Here is a 15,943-nt window from a genome sequence, read left to right on the forward strand (position 1 = left end):
TACGTCGCCAGCCTATCAGGACAATTATCATGTGGATCATTCTGGCTGGCGCACTTGCTGTGCTGTCGCCCGCCAAACGTTTTTCGGTACTGCTGCTCACGCTCGCCACTATTTTGGGGCTGTTCGAGGATGTGCTGGATTGGCCAGCGATGGTGCTACTCGGTGCGATTGCCGTCATCGCCTGGATTCGCGTGGAAAACAACGCGCGCTGGATTCAGCAGGTGAGCGAAGCCGCGCTGGTTGCCATCGCTATCGGCCTGTTTGTGCACTTTTTCCCCGGTTTCAAAAATCCGCGTCAGGTAGAAGATGTGCAAGCCGGGCCGCTCAGCCTGCCTTTTAGCTTCTCGTATAACTTCGATAAAGCGCTGATTCCGTTTGTGTTGCTCATCTGCTTGCCGCAGCTGTTCCGCACCAAATCCGCGCCGCCGCGACTCAAAATCTTGTGGCTGGCGCTGCTGGCGGCGATTCCGCTGCTGCTGTATGTGGCGGTTAAGTTGGGTGGCCTTGCCGTTGAACCACACTGGCCGGAGTGGTTGGGCAGTTTTATGCTGGCGAACCTGTTCTTCGTGTCGCTGGCGGAAGAAGCGTTCTTTCGCGGCTATCTGCAACAGCGCCTGCGCCAGAAAGGCGGCCCCGTTGCCGCGTTGTTACTGACTTCGCTGCTGTTTGGCGTGTCGCATTTTCCCGGCGGGCCGCTGCTGATGGTGTTTGCCACCTTCGCCGGGATGATTTACGGCCTCGCATGGCAGTGGAGCGGACGCCTGTGGGTCGCCACCGGCATCCATTTCCTGTTCAACATGACGCATCTGCTGTTTTTCACCTATCCGGCGCTACAGCACTAAACCTCGAACACCGCAAAATCATGTGCCAGCTCGGTCGCTGCAAACACCGACTGGCACTCCGCCAGCAGTTTCTCCCGATCCTTAGACAAATAACGCGAGCTGAAATGCGTAGCGATCATCCGCTTCGCCCCCGACTGTTTCGCCACTTCGGCGGCCTGAATGGTGGTTGAGTGGCCGCGTCCATTGGCTTTCTCCTGCAGCGCCGCCTCTAGCGTGGTTTCGTGCACCATCACATCGGCATTCGCGGCCAGCTGCAGCGCCACTTCGGTTGGCGCGGTATCACCAAATATCGCCAGCACTTTGCCTTTGGTTGCCGGGCCAAGATAATCGGCGCCGTTGATCTCACGACCATCTTCCAGCTGGATGCGTTTGCCCGCTTTCAAATCCTGATACCACGGCCCGCGCGGTACGCCTTCTGCTTTCAGACGCGGCGCATCGAGGAAGCCCGGTTTATCGTGTTGTTCGATGCGATAGCCATAACACTCAATCACATGATTCATCGGCCAGGCCGTCACGCGCACTTCGCCGTCATCCAGCACCAAACCGGCTTCAATCTCGACAATTTCCAGCGGATAAGAGGTGTACGAGCCGCTCAAACTGAGCGCCGTCTCGATAAACTGACGAATACCTTTTGGTCCGTAAATAGTCATCGGTTCGGGGATACCGGCCATTGAGCGGCTGGTAAGCAAGCCCGGCAGCCCAAAGATGTGGTCGCCGTGCAGATGGGTGATAAAGATTTTTTCCAGCTTGCCCGGCTTCAGCGCAGAGCGCATGTATTGATGCTGCGTCGCCTCGCCGCAGTCAAACAGCCAGGTATCGCCGCGTTTTGACAGCGTTAGCGCTATCGCAGTGACGTTACGTTGCAGGCTGGGCGCACCGCCGCCGGTGCCGAGGAATGTCAGTTGCATGCTATGCTTCCCTGTAATCGGACATAAAAATCAATGCTATTACAATCATAGGTGCAATCTTTGCGTCAATAATCATCCTGGCGTTAAACTCTATGCCAATTTTCTTCCAACAGATGGACATAACGGATGACCAGACATTTTGACTACCTCGCCATCGGCGGCGGCAGCGGCGGTATCGCCTCGATTAACCGTGCAGCGATGCATGGCCAGAAGTGCGCGCTGATTGAAGCCAAAGAGCTGGGCGGCACCTGTGTCAACGTCGGCTGCGTACCGAAAAAGGTCATGTGGCATGCGGCGCAAATCGCTGAAGCTATTCATCTTTATGGGCCAGATTATGGCTTCGACACCACGGTAAACCGTTTTGATTGGTCAGTTCTGGTGAAAAACCGCAGCGCCTACATCGACCGCATTCACAGCTCCTACGACAACGTGCTGGGTAAAAACAAGGTTGAAGTGATCAAAGGCTTCGCGCGCTTTATTGATGCTAATACCGTGGAAGTGAACGGTGAAACACTCACTGCCGATCATATCCTGATCGCCACCGGCGGACGTCCAAGCCATCCCAACGTGCCGGGCGCGGAATACGGTATCGACTCTGACGGTTTCTTCGAGCTCGATGCGCTGCCAAAACGCGTGGCGGTAGTGGGCGCGGGTTACATCGCGGTGGAACTGGCGGGCGTGGTCAATGCACTGGGCGCGGAAACGCACCTGTTCGTGCGTAAGCATGCGCCGCTGCGCAGCTTCGATCCGCTGATCGTCGATACGCTGGTAGAAGTGATGAAGGCCGAAGGCCCAACGCTGCATACCGAATCAATTCCAAAAGCAGTGATTAAAAATGCCGACGGCAGCCTGACGCTGCAGCTGGAAAGCGGCCACGAACAAACCGTGGATTGCCTGGTGTGGGCGATTGGCCGTGAACCAGCGACCGATAACCTCAATCTGGCGGTAACCGGCGTGGCGCTGAACGACAAAGGCTACATCAACGTCGATAAGTTCCAGAACACCAATGTCAAAGGCATCTACGCGGTGGGCGATAACACCGGCGCGGTGGAACTGACGCCAGTAGCCGTTGCCGCAGGTCGTCGTCTTTCCGAGCGTCTGTTCAACAACAAGCCGGACGAGCATCTGGATTACAGCAACGTGCCGACCGTAGTGTTCAGCCATCCGCCGATTGGTACCGTGGGCCTGACCGAACCGCAGGCGCGCGAACAGTACGGCGACGATCAGGTGAAAGTGTATACATCCTCCTTCACCGCGATGTACACCGCCGTTACCCAGCATCGCCAGCCGTGCCGCATGAAGCTGGTGTGCGTTGGCCCGGAAGAGAAGATTGTCGGCATTCACGGTATCGGCAACGGTATGGATGAGATGCTGCAAGGCTTCGCGGTGGCGCTGAAAATGGGCGCAACCAAAAAAGACTTCGATAACACCGTAGCGATTCACCCTACAGCGGCGGAAGAGTTTGTGACGATGCGTTAATATTTCCTGTCGGAAATGAAAAACCAGCCATTAATTCATGGCTGGTTTTTTTTATGGCTGCAATTTACATTCCGTTTTCTTCACTACTCAATAATGCATGCACAGGATAAGATTTATTTCTTTGCTGGCGGTCGCCATTAATGGCGACCCTACAACGTAGGGGGCGCATTAATGCGCACCGAAAATTTAATGGCATTGCCAGTTTAAATATTTTTACGGGGAGAACGGTGTGAACAAAGGTCGGAAGCGGGCATGAATATTATCGATATCATTATGTCCGCAGGCAAAGCCTCGGTAGACGTGGCGCTCTACACGTTGATTCCGATTATGGTGGTGATGCTATTCATCATGAAATATCTGGAGGTCAAAGGTCTACTGGATTTTGTTGTGCGTCATGCCACGCCGTTATTAAAACCCTTCGGTATTACCGGGCTGGCATTTTTTGCCATGATTCAGCTTAATTTCGTCAGCTTTGCAGCACCGCTGGCGGCGCTGGCTATTATGGAAAAGCGCGGCACCTCCGATCGTCATATGGCGGCCACGCTGGCGATGCTGTTTGCCATGGGCCAGGCCAGCACCTTTTATCCGCTGATTCCGGCGGGATTACACTGGAGCACGGCGCTGATTATTTCGATCTGCGGCGGCGTATTAGCGGCGGCGGCGACCTATCACCTATTTGGCCGTAAACTCTCCGATGCGGCGCTGTTAAATGAAGATGAAGCCGTCACCAGCAGCGAAACTAAAATGGGGCTGATTGGCATCATTAATAGCGCCGGTTCCGATGCGATTCGTCTGGCGCTGGGTTCGCTGCCGATGTTGATTATCTCGTTATCAGTGGTCGGTATTTTGAAGGAAGCGGGCGGAATTGAAATGCTGACGCGTCTGGTGTCGCCGCTGCTGGATAAGCTGAATATTTCCGAAGTCTATATTCTTCCGGCGCTGACCAAATGTCTGGCGGGCGGCACCGCTTATTATGGCGTGGTGGCGGGATTGGTGGAGAAAGGCTTATACAGCGCGCACAACATCAACGCGTCGGCCGGATTACTGATTCAAACCTTTGATTTACCCGGCATCGGGATTTACCTTGGTCTGTCGAGCCGATTCCCGCGCCTGTTCCGCTTTGCCGTACCTGGCATTCTGCTCGGTATTGCGCTGCGTGCGACGGTGCACGCCATCCTGTTCTGATTACTGTTGGCGCTGAATACGCTTTTCAGCGCCATTAAGTAAATAACACTACAATTCTCAGGCGTTATTTATTATTACCCCTATTAATTTCATCGTTATTTTCACCCATTGCATTAGCGATAATTTTAGTACTATTATCGCAACAGAAATTTCTAAAATATAATTAATCCTGATGAAATATCGGGTTAATTTACCAAACCCTTAAATTCATTGCAGGTAATATTCCTGCATATCCTTTTTATTGCAGACAGGGTAAATACATGAGCGGTAAGCAAATAACCTGGAATGGCGGATTACAACCGGAAGCCATCGATATTCTGGCGCAAGATGGCGGCATGATCGTTAGCCCAACCAAAGTGGGCTACATCATCATGACCTCCGATAAAGCCGGACTGGAGCGTAAGTTTGAAGCCAAGCAGCGCAAGCGCAACAAGCCTGGCGTGGTGCTGTGCGGCTCGCTGGAACAGCTGCGTTCGCTGGCGCAACTCACACCAGAAATCGACCAGCTTTATCAGCGTCACTGGGATGAAGATATTCTGCTGGGCTGTATTTTACCGTGGCGCGACGATGCGCTGTCGAGTATTCCCGATGATGGTTCAAAAGAGCTGATGATGGATGGCCGTCAAACCAGCTGCTTCGTGATTAAATTCGGCAAGCCAGGCGAAAATATCGCAAAAGCATTGTGGGATACTCACGGAAAATTCTCCTTTGCCAGCTCAGCAAATCCATCTGGCCAGGGAAATCGCGGTTTGGTCGAAGGTATTGGCGAGCGCATTGAAGCCCGCGCCGATTTAATTATCGAAGCCAATGCTTACGTGAAATCCATTCAGCCTAACGATGCCAATAAAGTGCGCTATGAACAAGGCGTTATGGTGTCGATGGTCGATAGCGAAGGTCGTCTGATTCCACAGCAAAATGGTGAGCGCAAAATCACGCCGTGCCCGGTGCTGATTCGTAAAGGGTTGGATGTGGATAAAATTATGGCGCTGCTGTCCGAGATTTTCCCTTCATGGGATTACCGCCACGGCGATTATTACTGATCTTTTAAAAGCCTGTATCCTCTATAGAAACAGGCTTTCGTTTTACCACCCCACCGTAATCTCGCCGTCCCCCCCGCACTCTGCTGATGTTTAAACGCCGCTGGCAGTTCACTCAATGAATCGAAGCTATTGCTGATCACTGAAAATATAGATTTACCACCCACCAAACACCTATATATATTGCCGATATAGATAATTATATCTATACTCATTAAATCCAGTGAGGAGTGTTCGCAACATGTGAGGTAAGGGAATGCCAGAGCTACATTGGCGTAAAGCTGCTCTGAAGCAGATGCGAGCCATTGCAGACGCTAACGAAAGGAAGAAGCTGAATGAGCAAGTGAATGAGTTAAAAAAGTTTCCGCTTGTTCCGCCCAATCTGGATGTTAAGTCTCTAAAAAATGGTCAGGCTGACTACCGGCTTAGATGGGGAAATTATCGCGTTTTGTTCGACTATCACAAAGGCGAGGAACCGAAAATCATCGCTATTCAGCAAGTAATGAGACGAACCAGCGGAACCTACAAATAATCAAGATAGAGATTTGCTGCAATAATTCACAGATTCTCATCACGCTTCTAAGAAACTGATAACGTTGAATACTGGAACATAAATCCTATGATCGAATTCATCACTGACAGTGCTGGTAACCGCAAAGCGGCCATTGTCCCAATCGAGTTGTTCGAAAAACTGACTCAACATTCTGATTTCGCTGAATTATGGCAGTCAGTCCCTTACGAGGCCGGTATTAATGACGACGCCTTAATTCCTGGTGATGTAGTAAACATCACCATTAATAAGGGTGTCACGCTTCACGCCGCATGGCGTATCTATCGTAAACTGACTCAAAAGCAGGTTGCTGAAGCGCTGGGCATCACGCAAGCGTCTGTATCCGCGATGGAAAAAAGCGAAAAACCACGTGATTTCAATCTTGCCAAGCTCGCTGAGCTTTACGAATGCACGCCAGAACAACTTACAGATGATTGAACGAAAAAGCCGGTACTCCCGGCTTTTTTGTGCCACACGATTCTGCATGAAGCTCGCGTGATGTTTTAGATTATACGATTACACATCCGCGCCAAACGCCACATCCCGTTGCCCGCGCAGTTCTGCCAGCCGGTTTTCCAGCGCCGTTTCGATATTCTGATACGCCGTGCTGCCGAGCGCTAATCGCAGCGGCATGCTGGGCTGATCCAGCGTGGCGATCATCGCCGTGACACATTTCCCGGCATCGCCGGCAATGGTGAAATCGCCCGAAAAAATCGCCTGGCGCAGCTGGCCTGCGGCGTTATCGCGATAAACCTCCAGCGCATCTGCCACGTCCAGACCCGCACCAAAATTGGTTGCGGTCGGGCCTGGCTCCACCAGCAGGAAATCAATACCGAAGCTGGCAACTTCCTGGCGCACCGCTTCGACAAATCCTTCAATGCCCCATTTCGTGGCGTGATACAGGCTGAAGTTGGGGTACGCGACCTGGCCGCCTTCCGAAGAAACCTGCGCGATACGCCCGCCGCCCTGCTGGCGCAGGAAAGGGATCACCGCGCGAATCAGCTGGATTGAACCGGTGAGATTGGTGACGATCTGGCGTTCAATCTGCGCATCGCTCAACTCTTCAGCCGCGCCGAACAGGCCGTAAGCCGCGTTGCTCACCACCACATCAATGCGATCGACGGCGGCAAAAGCGCGTTCAATCACGGGCGCGATGCTGGCGGTGTGCGCCAAATCCAGCGCAATAACCTGCAGCTGTTCACCATAGGTTTGCTGCAGATCGGCCATCGCCTGTTCACGCCGCACCGTCGCTAATACGCGATCGCCGCGCGCCAGTAAACGTTCACTCATCAATCGGCCCAGCCCGCTGCTGGCACCGGTAATTAACCAGGTTTTCATGTTGTGCTCCTCATATTGAAAACCTGATGGTAGATCGCTTTACTGGTGGAGATAATCCACCTAATCGCGCATGACCCGGTGAGGAAAAGCCACCAATGAGACGTCCTTCCTGGCACGAACTGCAGGCCATCAAAACGCTGGGCGAGCAGCGCAGCTTTCGCCGTGCCGCTGAAATGCTCGGCTTAAAGCGCTCGTCGCTCAGCCATCTGGTGAAAACGCTGGAGCACAATCTTGGCGTACAGCTGTTTCAACGCACCACGCGCAGCGTGTCGCTCACCGATGCCGGGCAGCAGCTGCTCGATCGGCTTTCGCCGCTGCTGAACCAGATGGATGATGTGCTACACGATATCTCCGCCAGCCGCCATCAGCATTACGGCACGCTGCGCATCAGCGCCAGCGATGCCTCGATCGGTTTGTTGCTGGATCACGTAGTGGCGGACTTTAGCGCGCGCTATCCCGATATTCAGCTCGATTTCGCCGCGCAAGGTACGTTGGTGGATATCACCGCCGCCGGTTTTGATGCCGGCATTCGGCTGATTGAGGATGTACCGCAGGATATGGTGGCCGTGCCGCTCGGCGGCCCGCTGACGTTTGTGACCGTTGCCGCGCCCGCTTATCTGGCAAGAAACGCATCGATTCTTCATCCGCGCGATCTGCTGCAACAGCAGTGCATCCGCCAGCGCTTGCCGAGCGGTAAACGTTATCAGTGGGAGTATGCGCAGGCGGGCGAAAAGCATGAGATTGACGTGCCAGGCACGCTGACGTTAGACAGCAACGCGCTGATGGCGCAGGCCGCCCTCGCCGGTTTGGGCATTGCTTATGTGCCGTCGCTGTATGTGGAGAAAGAACTGCGCAGCGGCCAGCTGGTTGAGTTGCTGGCCGATTGGCGGGTGCAATCGGCGGGGATTGCGCTGTGGTTCCCGCCCAACCGACATCAATCCATGGCGCTGCGGCTGTTTATCGATGCGCTGAAAGTCAGCCTGCCGCGCCCGACGTGATTCAGGCGCTGCGCTGCGGCGCTTTGTGCACCATGGTGTAAGCGTAATCAACGCCCATGCCGTAAGCGCCGCTGTGTTCGCGCACCAGATCCATCACCGCATCGTAAGTCTCTTTGCGTGACCAGTCGCGCTGATACTCAAGCAGCACTTGCTGCCAGGTCACCGGCACCGCGCCAGCCTGCACCATGCGCTGGATAGAACGTTCGTGCGCATCGACGCTGGTGCCACCGGAAGTATCAGTCACCACATAGACTTCATAGCCCTCTTTCAGCGCCATCAACGCCGGGAACGTCAGGCACACTTCAGTCCACAGCGCAGAGATAATCAGCTTTTTACGGCCGGTTTTCTCTACCGCTTCAACAAACTTCGCGTCTTCCCATGAATTCATTGAGGTGCGCTCAATCGGCTTGGCTTCGGGATGGACCGCCAGCAGTTCAGGCCAGATGTAGCCGCTGAAGCTTTCCGTCTCCACCGAGGTGTAAATCACCGGCACGTCGAAAATTTTGCCGGTCTTCGCCAGAGCGACGGTGTTATTTTTGAGCTGCTGGCGATCGATATTCGCAACGCCGAAAGACATCTGCGGCTGGTGGTCGATGAAGATCAGCGTGGAGTTCTGTGGGTCGAGCAGGTCGAATTTAGACATGATGTGTTCCTCTAAAGTGGTTTTAAATTTGTGTGTTGTGCTGCTGGAATGAACTTTAGAGAAGGCAGGCAGGAAGAGATAACGCAAAGAATTTTACAACTTGTTCAAAGTGTTTTTAGAAGCTTGATTTAAATAAATAAAATGGCATTTTCACTGCGTAACCCACCTTAAAAAGACCCGGATTTAGCGTTGTTCAAGATCACTGACCGGCGTAACCTGTCACCACAAAACCTAAAAAATACACCATCGCAAAATGATCGTACGTCCTCATCAACACTGGTTTCTCCGGCTGTTTGACTGGCATGGATCGGTGCTCAGCAACATCGTGTTCCGCCTGTCGCTCAACCTGCTGATGTCGCTGATCGCCATCTTTGGCTATCCGTGGTACTCCACTTTCGGCATTCACCTCACCACCGCGCCTTTTAGTTTGGTTGGTGTGTCGATCGCCATCTTTCTCGGCTTTCGTAATAACGCCAGCTATGCGCGTTTTATCGAAGCTCGCACCTTGTGGGGCAGCCTGCATATCACCCAGCGCTCGCTGCTGCGGCAGATCAAAAGCATTCGTGGCGTGAGTGAAGAACAGGTGCGGGAATTTACCGGCTTGCTGCTGGCGTTCTGCTGGTGCCTGAATCATCGCTTGCGTAAAACCGATGTGCAGGCCGATTTACAGCGTTTGCTGCCGGCCAGCTGGCACAGCAAAGTGCTGCATCATCCCATGCCGACGTCGCAGATTTTATTGTGCCTGAGTGAATGGCTGGCGCAGCGCCGCGATGAAGGGTTGGTGTCGGATATTGTCTGGCAGAGCATTGATGAAAATCTTAATCAGCTGTCGGCGATTCTGGGCGGTTGCGATCGCATCGCCAGCACGCCGATTCCATTCGCCTACAGCCTGATTCTGCATCGCACGGTTTACCTGTTCTGTACGCTGCTGCCGTTTGCGCTGGTGGCGGATTTACACCTGATGACGCCGCTGGTGTCGATGTTTATCTCCTACACCTTTTTGTCGCTGGAAGCGCTGGCAGAGGAGCTGGAACATCCGTTTGGCACCGCACCGAATCATCTGCCGCTCGATGCGCTGTGCGTCAATATCGAACGCAATTTGAAAGCAATGAATGGTGATACGCCGCTGCCGGAACCGTTGCAGCCGGACGCGAATTTTAATTTGACGTGAACCAGGTCGCCATAAATGGCGACCCTACCCCGATCCTGTAGGGTCGCCATTCATGGCGACCTTCCTAATACACACCAACCCAATCTGCTTTAACCCTGATTATCCAACCAACGCACATACGCCTGATCCCACAACGCGGCTGGCGTACCCGCTTTGCCGAGACCAAAACCATGCCCGCCGCTGCTGAGCTCAATCAGCTCAACCGGCACGCGCATGCGGCGACAAGCGTCACGCATCATTTCGGTATTGTGGGGATTGGAGGTATGATCGTCCTCGGCCTGCGCGAGGAAGGTCGGCGGATATTGGCGCGTCACGTAGTTCTGCACTGACCAGTTGGCTTCCTGGGTTGGCGTGGCGTTTTGGCCCACCATCATCAGATGTGTGTTAGTGCGCTGATACGGCGCTTCAAGGGTGATCACCGGATAAATAAGCCCAACGCTATCCACATTTGGCCTGATCTGGTCCAGCGGATCCTGCGCCGGATAGGATTCGAAATCCGGACGCGCCGCCGCCATGCCAAGCAGATGGCCACCGGCGGAGAAGCCCAGCACATGCACTTTGCGCTCCATCGAACGCACCAGACGAATGGCGCGTTGTGCATCCTGCAGCGGCGCCAGATTGCCCGCCTGCCACTTTTCACCCGGTAAACGGTAGCTAAGCACATACACGGTATAGCCGCTGCCATTCAGCCAGCGCGCCACCGGCCAGGCTTCGCGGCCCATGCCGATAAAACGATAGCCACCGCCCGCCGCCACAATCACCGCTTCGCCGTTGGGATTTTCCGGTCGAAAGCGTTGAATCGCGGGTGAAACGATATTGGTCCAGGAGCCGTGGCGATCGACTTTGAGCAAGCCTGAAGGGCCGCCGCCGCCGGGCGGATCGTCGGGCCACAATGGAATGACGTCATCGCGAGCAAAGAGTTTGCCCGTGGTCATTGAGAGAACGGTTGCTCCAGTAGCCAACAAAAAGTGACGACGTGTAATCATCTTGCCCAGTGCCAATATGCAAAAAATGCCAGCTTCAACAGCTGAATCTCATTATGTGACGCATGTCTGATTTCGACGTTGGCGATTATGTACGTAAATCGTACAAAAAAGCCATAAAAAAACGCGCCTAAAAAGGCGCGTATTCTTGCGATAAAGACAATCAGTCCTGTTGCTGGAACTGGGTCATTACCGTTTGTTCGCATTGCTGCTGATCTTTACGCAGTTTGCCGCGCTCATCCTCGCCCAACTCCAGCCACGCGCTAATCACTTCCTGCGCGATTTCTTCATTAAATTCAGGTTGCTGCATGGACGATGAAGACTGGCTGGCCGCGAGTTGAGACTTCAGCTTCTCCGTATAGCCATCTAAATCGCTGGTCTTCTTTTCACTGCTCACCAGATGGCACAGCTGGCTGGCATAAACATTCTCTTCCTGATTATTGTCACCGTCGGCAGCCAAGGCACCGGCCGACAGCGACAGCCCAACGAGGGCGAGTAATAACGCTTTCATAATAGGCTCCAATAATTTCCAATAAATCAGTTTTCGTTTTGTTCGGCGCGTGCGGCCTGACGGGCAGCACGCCAGTTTAACAACGGCGTTACCGTGATGCCGTGCAACACAATGCTGCACACCACTAACGTCAGCGCCATATCCACCATCTGTTCCGCCTGCGGTCCACGCATGCCGTGCACCCATGCATAGGCAATATAATTGATACTGCCGATGCCGCGAATACCCAACCAGCCAATTAGCAAACGTCGCATCAGCGGAATATCGCAGCGCCACGTGGTGATCCACACCGCCAGCGGACGCACCACCACAAACAGCAGCAGCGCGAGTCCAATGCCGGTGAGATTCCAGTGCTGCGCCAGCGTAATGCCCAGCACCACCATCATGCCCGCCGCCAGCAAGCGCTCGATAGTATCACCAAAGGAGAGCGCATCGCCGATCACCAAACCCACCGATTTCACCATGCCGCTGCTGCCCTGCGCCATCCTCTGACCGGTATTCACGCGCGCTTCTGCCGGTAAGAAGCGCTCCTCTTCAGACATCTCATCTTGCGGATAGTGCTTCACCACGCGCAATTCCGCGCGACGTAACCCGACGCCCGCCGCAAAGGTGGCGAGGAATCCTGACGCATCAACCGACTGCGCGGCAGCATAGCTCAACGCAATCAGCGCCAGTGCGAACAGATCGTTAGGTGCGACATCCTGATTGGCAGTACGTAAATGCGTCGCCAACTGACCGATCAGCCAACCCAGCGCAAAGCCGATTCCCAGTCCGCCGCCAATCGCCCACAGCGCATCTTTGGCAAACCACTCGCCCAGCGCAGCGGTACTCAATTCGCCCGGCTGCAACAGCAAAATCGCCAGCATCAGCAGCGGCAGCGCGGAACCGTCGTTCATGCCCGCTTCGCTGGAGAGCGCCACGCGCAAGGCATCGTCATCACGCGCATCATTCACGGAAATCAGGCTGGCGAGCACCGGATCGGTTGGCGCAACAATGGCGCCAAACGCCAGCGACATCGCCCAGTCAAAGCCGGTGATCCAGTGCACCAGCAGCGTCATGCCGCCGACGGTAAGCAGCATCGCCGGAAACGCCAGCCTGACGCCAATCCGCCAGGCATGCGCGTTGAGCGGCAAGCGCAGTTTCAGCCCGGTGATAAACAGCGAGGCCGCCATGGCGATTTCGGTGAGATGCGCGGCGAGATTGGCGTGACCGATGATGTCGACTTGCAGCAGATTGAGCATCCACGGACCACACAGGATGCCCGCGAACAGGTAGAGACCGAATGAGGTCACTGGCCCACGGTGAATCCACCCGGAAGCCAGTGACATAAGAAGTAGCAGACCGCCGGTGGCGGCGGTCCAGGCCAGGAAATTCATAACGCTCCGTTTTTAAATAACATTCTCCCTTAAGCCTGGCACATGTTAGGCGATCAGTTTTTCAGATGACGGCTGGCGAGGCGAATCATCAAAGCAAGCGCAGCGGCCAATGTTGAGAGTGCCACCACGCCGGTCCAGCCCCAATGTGCCAGCGCCAGGCTTCCCAGCGCCGCACCGGTTGCCATGCCGATAAACACCACGGTAAACATCAAGGCGTTAAGGCGGCTGCGTGCTTCCGGCGCCAGGCTGTAAACCAGCGTCTGATGCGCCACCAGCGTGGCCTGCACACCCAAATCAAAACCGATGGTGCTGATGATAATCAGACTCAGCTGAGCCGGCATCGGCAGCAGCGGCAGCAGGAACATCAGCGCGAACGACACCATCACCAGCGTGGCACCGTATTGCGTAACACGCGCTGGACCGATGCGATCCGCCACGCTGCCGGCTAACGGCGCGGCCAGAGCGCCTGCGGCACCAGCAAGACCGAATGCCCCGGCGACGGCGCTGTCCAGATGGAAGTTTTGACTGAGCATCAATGCCAGCGTTGACCAGAAGGCGCTAAAGCCCACCGACAACAAACCTTGCGCCAGCGCGGCACGGCGCAGCGTTTGATGGTGTTGCCACAGATGTGCCAGCGACAGCAGCAGACGCGGATAGCTCACCGAGGTACCCGGCGTAAAGCGCGGCAGCACGCGCCACAGCGCAACGCTAATCAGCAACACCGCTACCGCCGCAATCATGTACATGGTGCGCCAGCCGAAATACTCCGCCACTACGCCGCTCACCACGCGTGACAGCAAAATCCCCACCAGCAATCCCGTCATCACTGTACCAACGGTTTTGCCTCGGCTGCGCTCCGGCGCTAACGCCGCTGACGCTGGCACGATGTCCTGCGCCACGGTGGCGGTTAAACCGGTGACGAAGCTGGCGATCAGTAAGGCATTCAATCCGCCCGAGAAGCCACACAGCAGCAGCGCAGCAACCAGCAGCAAACCTTTAATCAGAATAATGGTGCGACGATCGTGACGGTCGCCGAGCGGGGCCAGCAGCAAAATCCCCAGCGCGTAACCGGCTTGCGTCAACATCGGCACCATGCCGACGCTGCCGATCCCGACGTTGAACTGTTTGCTGATGATATCCAGCATCGGCTGGCTGTAGTAAATCGATGCGACGCTGAGTCCGGCACCGGCCGCGAGCGTAAAGACTAGCGGCGCGGGCAGTTTTTCAGCTGGCATGGCTGACGTTGAGATGGCTGACATAGTGGATTCCCCCGTGAATGTGCGCTTATTAAAGCGCGTCGCCGCCATACGCGGTAGACTGCTCAAACACAGAACTGTTATGCGTGGTGCGTATGAACAACACCTCCAGTCTTGATCGCATCGAACTGATGCAGACCTTTATCCGCATCGTCGAGAGCGGATCGCTTTCAGCCGCAGCCACCCAACTCGGCACCACGCAGCCCACCATCAGCCGTCGCCTGCAGGCGCTTGAGCAGCGGCTCGGCCTCAAACTGATTATGCGCACCACGCATGCGCTGAAACTTACCGATGATGGCGAGCGCTGCTATGCGCAGGCGCGTCAGCTGGTGGCGACTTGGCACGCGCTGGAGGATGAGCTTACCGGTGCCAGCGACGACCCGATTGGCACGCTGCGCGTGCGGGCGCCGCATGCGTTTGGTCAGGATCAGCTAATTGAACCGTTGATTGATTATCTGCATCGCTATCCACGCTTAAACGTGGAGTGGACGCTGAATGACCGCACGCCAGACTTCATCAGCGAAAACATCGACTGCGCGATTCAGGTCGGTGCGCCCAGCGATGCGTCAATCGTGGCGGTGTTACTGGCGGAAGTGCCGCGCTTTGTGGTGGCGGCACCGTCGCTGCTGGCCGCGCATCCGCCGGTTGAAGAGGTTTCGCAGCTCACCAATCTGCCGTGGCTGGCGCTGACCAGCTTTTATCGCAACGAAATCGCCTTGCAGCGCATTAGCGATGGTCAGCCGCTGAATCTGGCGATTGCGCCGCGCCTCGCCAGCGACAGTTTGTACGCGGTGCGCAAAGCGGCCATTGCGGGCATGGGCGCGGCAGTGGTGTCGTCGTGGGTGGTACAGGAGGATTTGGCGAAAGGGGATTTGATTCAGCTGCTGCCGGAGTGGCAAGCGCCGCCGCTGCCGGTGTGGCTGACTTATCCGTGGGCGAGCTATTATCCGGCGCGGTTACAGAAGTTTTTCGCCATGATACGGGAAGTGATGCCGAAGTTAGCGGGAGCGCAGCCGCCAACGCGGTAGCGGAAATGAAAAGGTCGCCATAAATGACGACCCTACGCGATGGTTTGTAGGGTCGCCATTTATGGCGACCTGGATTCATCACATCTTCACCGCTTTCTTATCCCCCTTCGACATATTATCCAGCCAGCCCATCACAAAGGCCGACAGCACAAACGTCAGGTGGATAATCACGTACCACATCAGCTTTTCATTCTCGATGTTGCGCGCGTCCATAAAGATACGCAGCAGGTGAATCGATGAAATCGCCACAATCGAGGCCGCCACTTTGTTTTTCAACGAGCCGGAGTCCATTTTACCGAGCCAGCTCAGCTTCTCTCTGTGCTCATCAATATCCAGCTTGGAGACAAAGTTCTCGTAACCCGAGAGCATCACCATCACCAGCAAACCGCCGACCAGCGTCATATCCACCAGCGACAGCAGCAACAGAATCAAATCGTTCTCCGCGATGGTAAAGACATGCGGCAACAGGTGAAAAATTTCCTGGAAGAATTTGATGGTCAGCGCCAGCAGGCCCAACGAAAGTCCCATGTAAACCGGAGCCAGCAGCCAGCGCGATGAATACATCAGGTTTTCGATAAAACGTTCCATAAGTTCCCATTAATCAACAGACAAGTGGGCGAGTATAACCGAACTTATGT

General features: G+C 55.1%; 17 protein-coding genes. 9 read left to right on the forward strand and 8 right to left on the reverse strand.

Annotated features, from left to right (window positions below):
- Positions 1–29 precede the first annotated feature (29 nt).
- Positions 30–842, forward strand: coding sequence for a CPBP family intramembrane glutamic endopeptidase (locus FHW71_RS22250; RefSeq protein ID WP_179453106.1), 813 nt, complete (start codon positions 30–32; stop codon positions 840–842).
- Here the strand turns inward: FHW71_RS22250 and rnz are convergent.
- Positions 839–1,750 (reverse strand): ribonuclease Z, encoded by a 912-nt coding sequence (gene rnz, locus FHW71_RS22255; RefSeq protein WP_179453107.1) that lies wholly within the window; start codon positions 1,748–1,750, stop codon positions 839–841. The genes FHW71_RS22250 and rnz overlap by 4 nt on opposite strands.
- A 126-nt stretch (positions 1,751–1,876) precedes the next feature.
- Between rnz and gorA the strand changes: the two genes are divergently transcribed.
- The 5 genes from gorA to FHW71_RS22280 all read left to right on the forward strand — a co-directional run bounded on the left by gorA (position 1,877) and on the right by FHW71_RS22280 (position 6,439).
- Positions 1,877–3,229, forward strand: a complete 1,353-nt coding sequence (gene gorA / locus FHW71_RS22260; RefSeq protein WP_179453108.1) for a glutathione-disulfide reductase — start codon at positions 1,877–1,879, stop codon at positions 3,227–3,229.
- A 252-nt stretch (positions 3,230–3,481) separates the two neighbouring features.
- The gene (locus FHW71_RS22265) at positions 3,482–4,414 is read left to right on the forward strand and encodes a nucleoside recognition family protein (RefSeq protein WP_179453109.1); all 933 of its coding nucleotides are present in this window, start codon (positions 3,482–3,484) and stop codon (positions 4,412–4,414) included.
- Between the two features lie 260 nt (positions 4,415–4,674).
- Positions 4,675–5,454 carry a Sua5/YciO/YrdC/YwlC family protein gene (locus FHW71_RS22270; RefSeq protein ID WP_179453110.1) on the forward strand — a complete coding sequence of 260 codons (780 nt, stop codon included), beginning with the start codon at positions 4,675–4,677 and terminating at the stop codon, positions 5,452–5,454.
- 253 nt (positions 5,455–5,707) lie between these two features.
- Positions 5,708–5,983: a hypothetical protein gene (locus FHW71_RS22275; protein ID WP_008108126.1), complete on the forward strand. Its 276-nt coding sequence runs from the start codon at positions 5,708–5,710 to the stop codon at positions 5,981–5,983.
- Between the two features lie 87 nt (positions 5,984–6,070).
- Positions 6,071–6,439 carry a helix-turn-helix transcriptional regulator gene (locus tag FHW71_RS22280; protein ID WP_179453111.1) on the forward strand — a complete coding sequence of 123 codons (369 nt, stop codon included), beginning with the start codon at positions 6,071–6,073 and terminating at the stop codon, positions 6,437–6,439.
- Positions 6,440–6,517: 78 nt separating this feature from the next.
- On the opposite strand, the gene FHW71_RS22285 is transcribed toward FHW71_RS22280, so the two are convergent.
- On the reverse strand, positions 6,518–7,339 hold the full coding sequence (locus FHW71_RS22285) for an SDR family oxidoreductase (protein ID WP_179453112.1): 822 nt from the start codon (positions 7,337–7,339) through the stop codon (positions 6,518–6,520).
- Between the two features lie 95 nt (positions 7,340–7,434).
- Here FHW71_RS22285 and FHW71_RS22290 point away from each other — a divergent pair, with 95 nt between their 5' ends.
- On the forward strand, positions 7,435–8,337 hold the full coding sequence (locus FHW71_RS22290) for a LysR family transcriptional regulator (protein ID WP_179453113.1): 903 nt from the start codon (positions 7,435–7,437) through the stop codon (positions 8,335–8,337).
- A 1-nt stretch (position 8,338) separates the two neighbouring features.
- Here FHW71_RS22290 and FHW71_RS22295 read toward each other — a convergent pair whose 3' ends face one another.
- Complete coding sequence (locus FHW71_RS22295; RefSeq protein WP_008108119.1) at positions 8,339–8,980, reverse strand: hydrolase; 642 nt, start codon at positions 8,978–8,980, stop codon at positions 8,339–8,341.
- 253 nt (positions 8,981–9,233) lie between these two features.
- Here FHW71_RS22295 and FHW71_RS22300 point away from each other — a divergent pair, with 253 nt between their 5' ends.
- Entirely contained in the window at positions 9,234–10,151 is a 918-nt protein-coding gene (locus FHW71_RS22300) for a bestrophin family ion channel (protein ID WP_179453114.1), read from the forward strand.
- Between the two features lie 89 nt (positions 10,152–10,240).
- Here the strand turns inward: FHW71_RS22300 and FHW71_RS22305 are convergent, their stop codons facing one another.
- The 4 genes from FHW71_RS22305 to FHW71_RS22320 form a co-directional block, all read right to left on the reverse strand.
- Positions 10,241–11,137 (reverse strand): alpha/beta hydrolase, encoded by an 897-nt coding sequence (locus FHW71_RS22305; protein ID WP_036649417.1) that lies wholly within the window; start codon positions 11,135–11,137, stop codon positions 10,241–10,243.
- 160 nt (positions 11,138–11,297) lie between these two features.
- The gene (locus FHW71_RS22310; protein ID WP_179453115.1) at positions 11,298–11,645 is read right to left on the reverse strand and encodes a hypothetical protein; all 348 of its coding nucleotides are present in this window, start codon (positions 11,643–11,645) and stop codon (positions 11,298–11,300) included.
- A gap of 26 nt (positions 11,646–11,671) precedes the next feature.
- A complete protein-coding gene (locus FHW71_RS22315) occupies positions 11,672–13,021 on the reverse strand; it encodes a sodium:proton antiporter (RefSeq protein WP_061719793.1) in 1,350 nt (449 codons plus the stop codon).
- A 53-nt stretch (positions 13,022–13,074) separates the two neighbouring features.
- The gene (locus FHW71_RS22320) at positions 13,075–14,280 is read right to left on the reverse strand and encodes an MFS transporter (RefSeq protein WP_061719794.1); all 1,206 of its coding nucleotides are present in this window, start codon (positions 14,278–14,280) and stop codon (positions 13,075–13,077) included.
- Between the two features lie 92 nt (positions 14,281–14,372).
- Between FHW71_RS22320 and FHW71_RS22325 the strand changes: the two genes are divergently transcribed.
- On the forward strand, positions 14,373–15,305 hold the full coding sequence (locus tag FHW71_RS22325) for a LysR family transcriptional regulator (RefSeq protein WP_179453116.1): 933 nt from the start codon (positions 14,373–14,375) through the stop codon (positions 15,303–15,305).
- 78 nt (positions 15,306–15,383) lie between these two features.
- Here FHW71_RS22325 and FHW71_RS22330 read toward each other — a convergent pair whose 3' ends face one another.
- The gene (locus tag FHW71_RS22330; protein ID WP_008109449.1) at positions 15,384–15,893 is read right to left on the reverse strand and encodes a TIGR00645 family protein; all 510 of its coding nucleotides are present in this window, start codon (positions 15,891–15,893) and stop codon (positions 15,384–15,386) included.
- Between the last annotated feature and the right edge of the window lie 50 nt (positions 15,894–15,943).

The organism is Enterobacter sp. Sphag1F (assembly GCF_014193275.1).
In the GTDB taxonomy this organism is placed as follows: Bacteria; Pseudomonadota; Gammaproteobacteria; order Enterobacterales; family Enterobacteriaceae; genus Pantoea; species Pantoea symbiotica.

Bases quoted from the DNA above. Each gene is read 5' to 3' on its own strand.
- rnz (WP_179453107.1), bottom strand. From the start codon at position 1,750: ATGCAACTGACATTCCTCGGCACCGGCGGCGGTGCGCCCAGCCTGCAA.
- FHW71_RS22310 (WP_179453115.1), bottom strand. From the start codon at position 11,645: ATGAAAGCGTTATTACTCGCCCTCGTTGGGCTGTCGCTGTCGGCCGGT.
- FHW71_RS22275 (WP_008108126.1), top strand. From the start codon at position 5,708: ATGCCAGAGCTACATTGGCGTAAAGCTGCTCTGAAGCAGATGCGAGCC.
- FHW71_RS22250 (WP_179453106.1), top strand. From the start codon at position 30: ATGTGGATCATTCTGGCTGGCGCACTTGCTGTGCTGTCGCCCGCCAAA.
- FHW71_RS22290 (WP_179453113.1), top strand. From the start codon at position 7,435: ATGAGACGTCCTTCCTGGCACGAACTGCAGGCCATCAAAACGCTGGGC.
- FHW71_RS22315 (WP_061719793.1), bottom strand. From the start codon at position 13,021: ATGAATTTCCTGGCCTGGACCGCCGCCACCGGCGGTCTGCTACTTCTT.
- FHW71_RS22270 (WP_179453110.1), top strand. From the start codon at position 4,675: ATGAGCGGTAAGCAAATAACCTGGAATGGCGGATTACAACCGGAAGCC.
- FHW71_RS22300 (WP_179453114.1), top strand. From the start codon at position 9,234: ATGATCGTACGTCCTCATCAACACTGGTTTCTCCGGCTGTTTGACTGG.
- FHW71_RS22305 (WP_036649417.1), bottom strand. From the start codon at position 11,137: ATGATTACACGTCGTCACTTTTTGTTGGCTACTGGAGCAACCGTTCTC.
- FHW71_RS22295 (WP_008108119.1), bottom strand. From the start codon at position 8,980: ATGTCTAAATTCGACCTGCTCGACCCACAGAACTCCACGCTGATCTTC.
- FHW71_RS22280 (WP_179453111.1), top strand. From the start codon at position 6,071: ATGATCGAATTCATCACTGACAGTGCTGGTAACCGCAAAGCGGCCATT.
- FHW71_RS22285 (WP_179453112.1), bottom strand. From the start codon at position 7,339: ATGAAAACCTGGTTAATTACCGGTGCCAGCAGCGGGCTGGGCCGATTG.
- FHW71_RS22265 (WP_179453109.1), top strand. From the start codon at position 3,482: ATGAATATTATCGATATCATTATGTCCGCAGGCAAAGCCTCGGTAGAC.
- FHW71_RS22320 (WP_061719794.1), bottom strand. From the start codon at position 14,280: ATGTCAGCCATCTCAACGTCAGCCATGCCAGCTGAAAAACTGCCCGCG.
- FHW71_RS22330 (WP_008109449.1), bottom strand. From the start codon at position 15,893: ATGGAACGTTTTATCGAAAACCTGATGTATTCATCGCGCTGGCTGCTG.
- FHW71_RS22325 (WP_179453116.1), top strand. From the start codon at position 14,373: ATGAACAACACCTCCAGTCTTGATCGCATCGAACTGATGCAGACCTTT.
- gorA (WP_179453108.1), top strand. From the start codon at position 1,877: ATGACCAGACATTTTGACTACCTCGCCATCGGCGGCGGCAGCGGCGGT.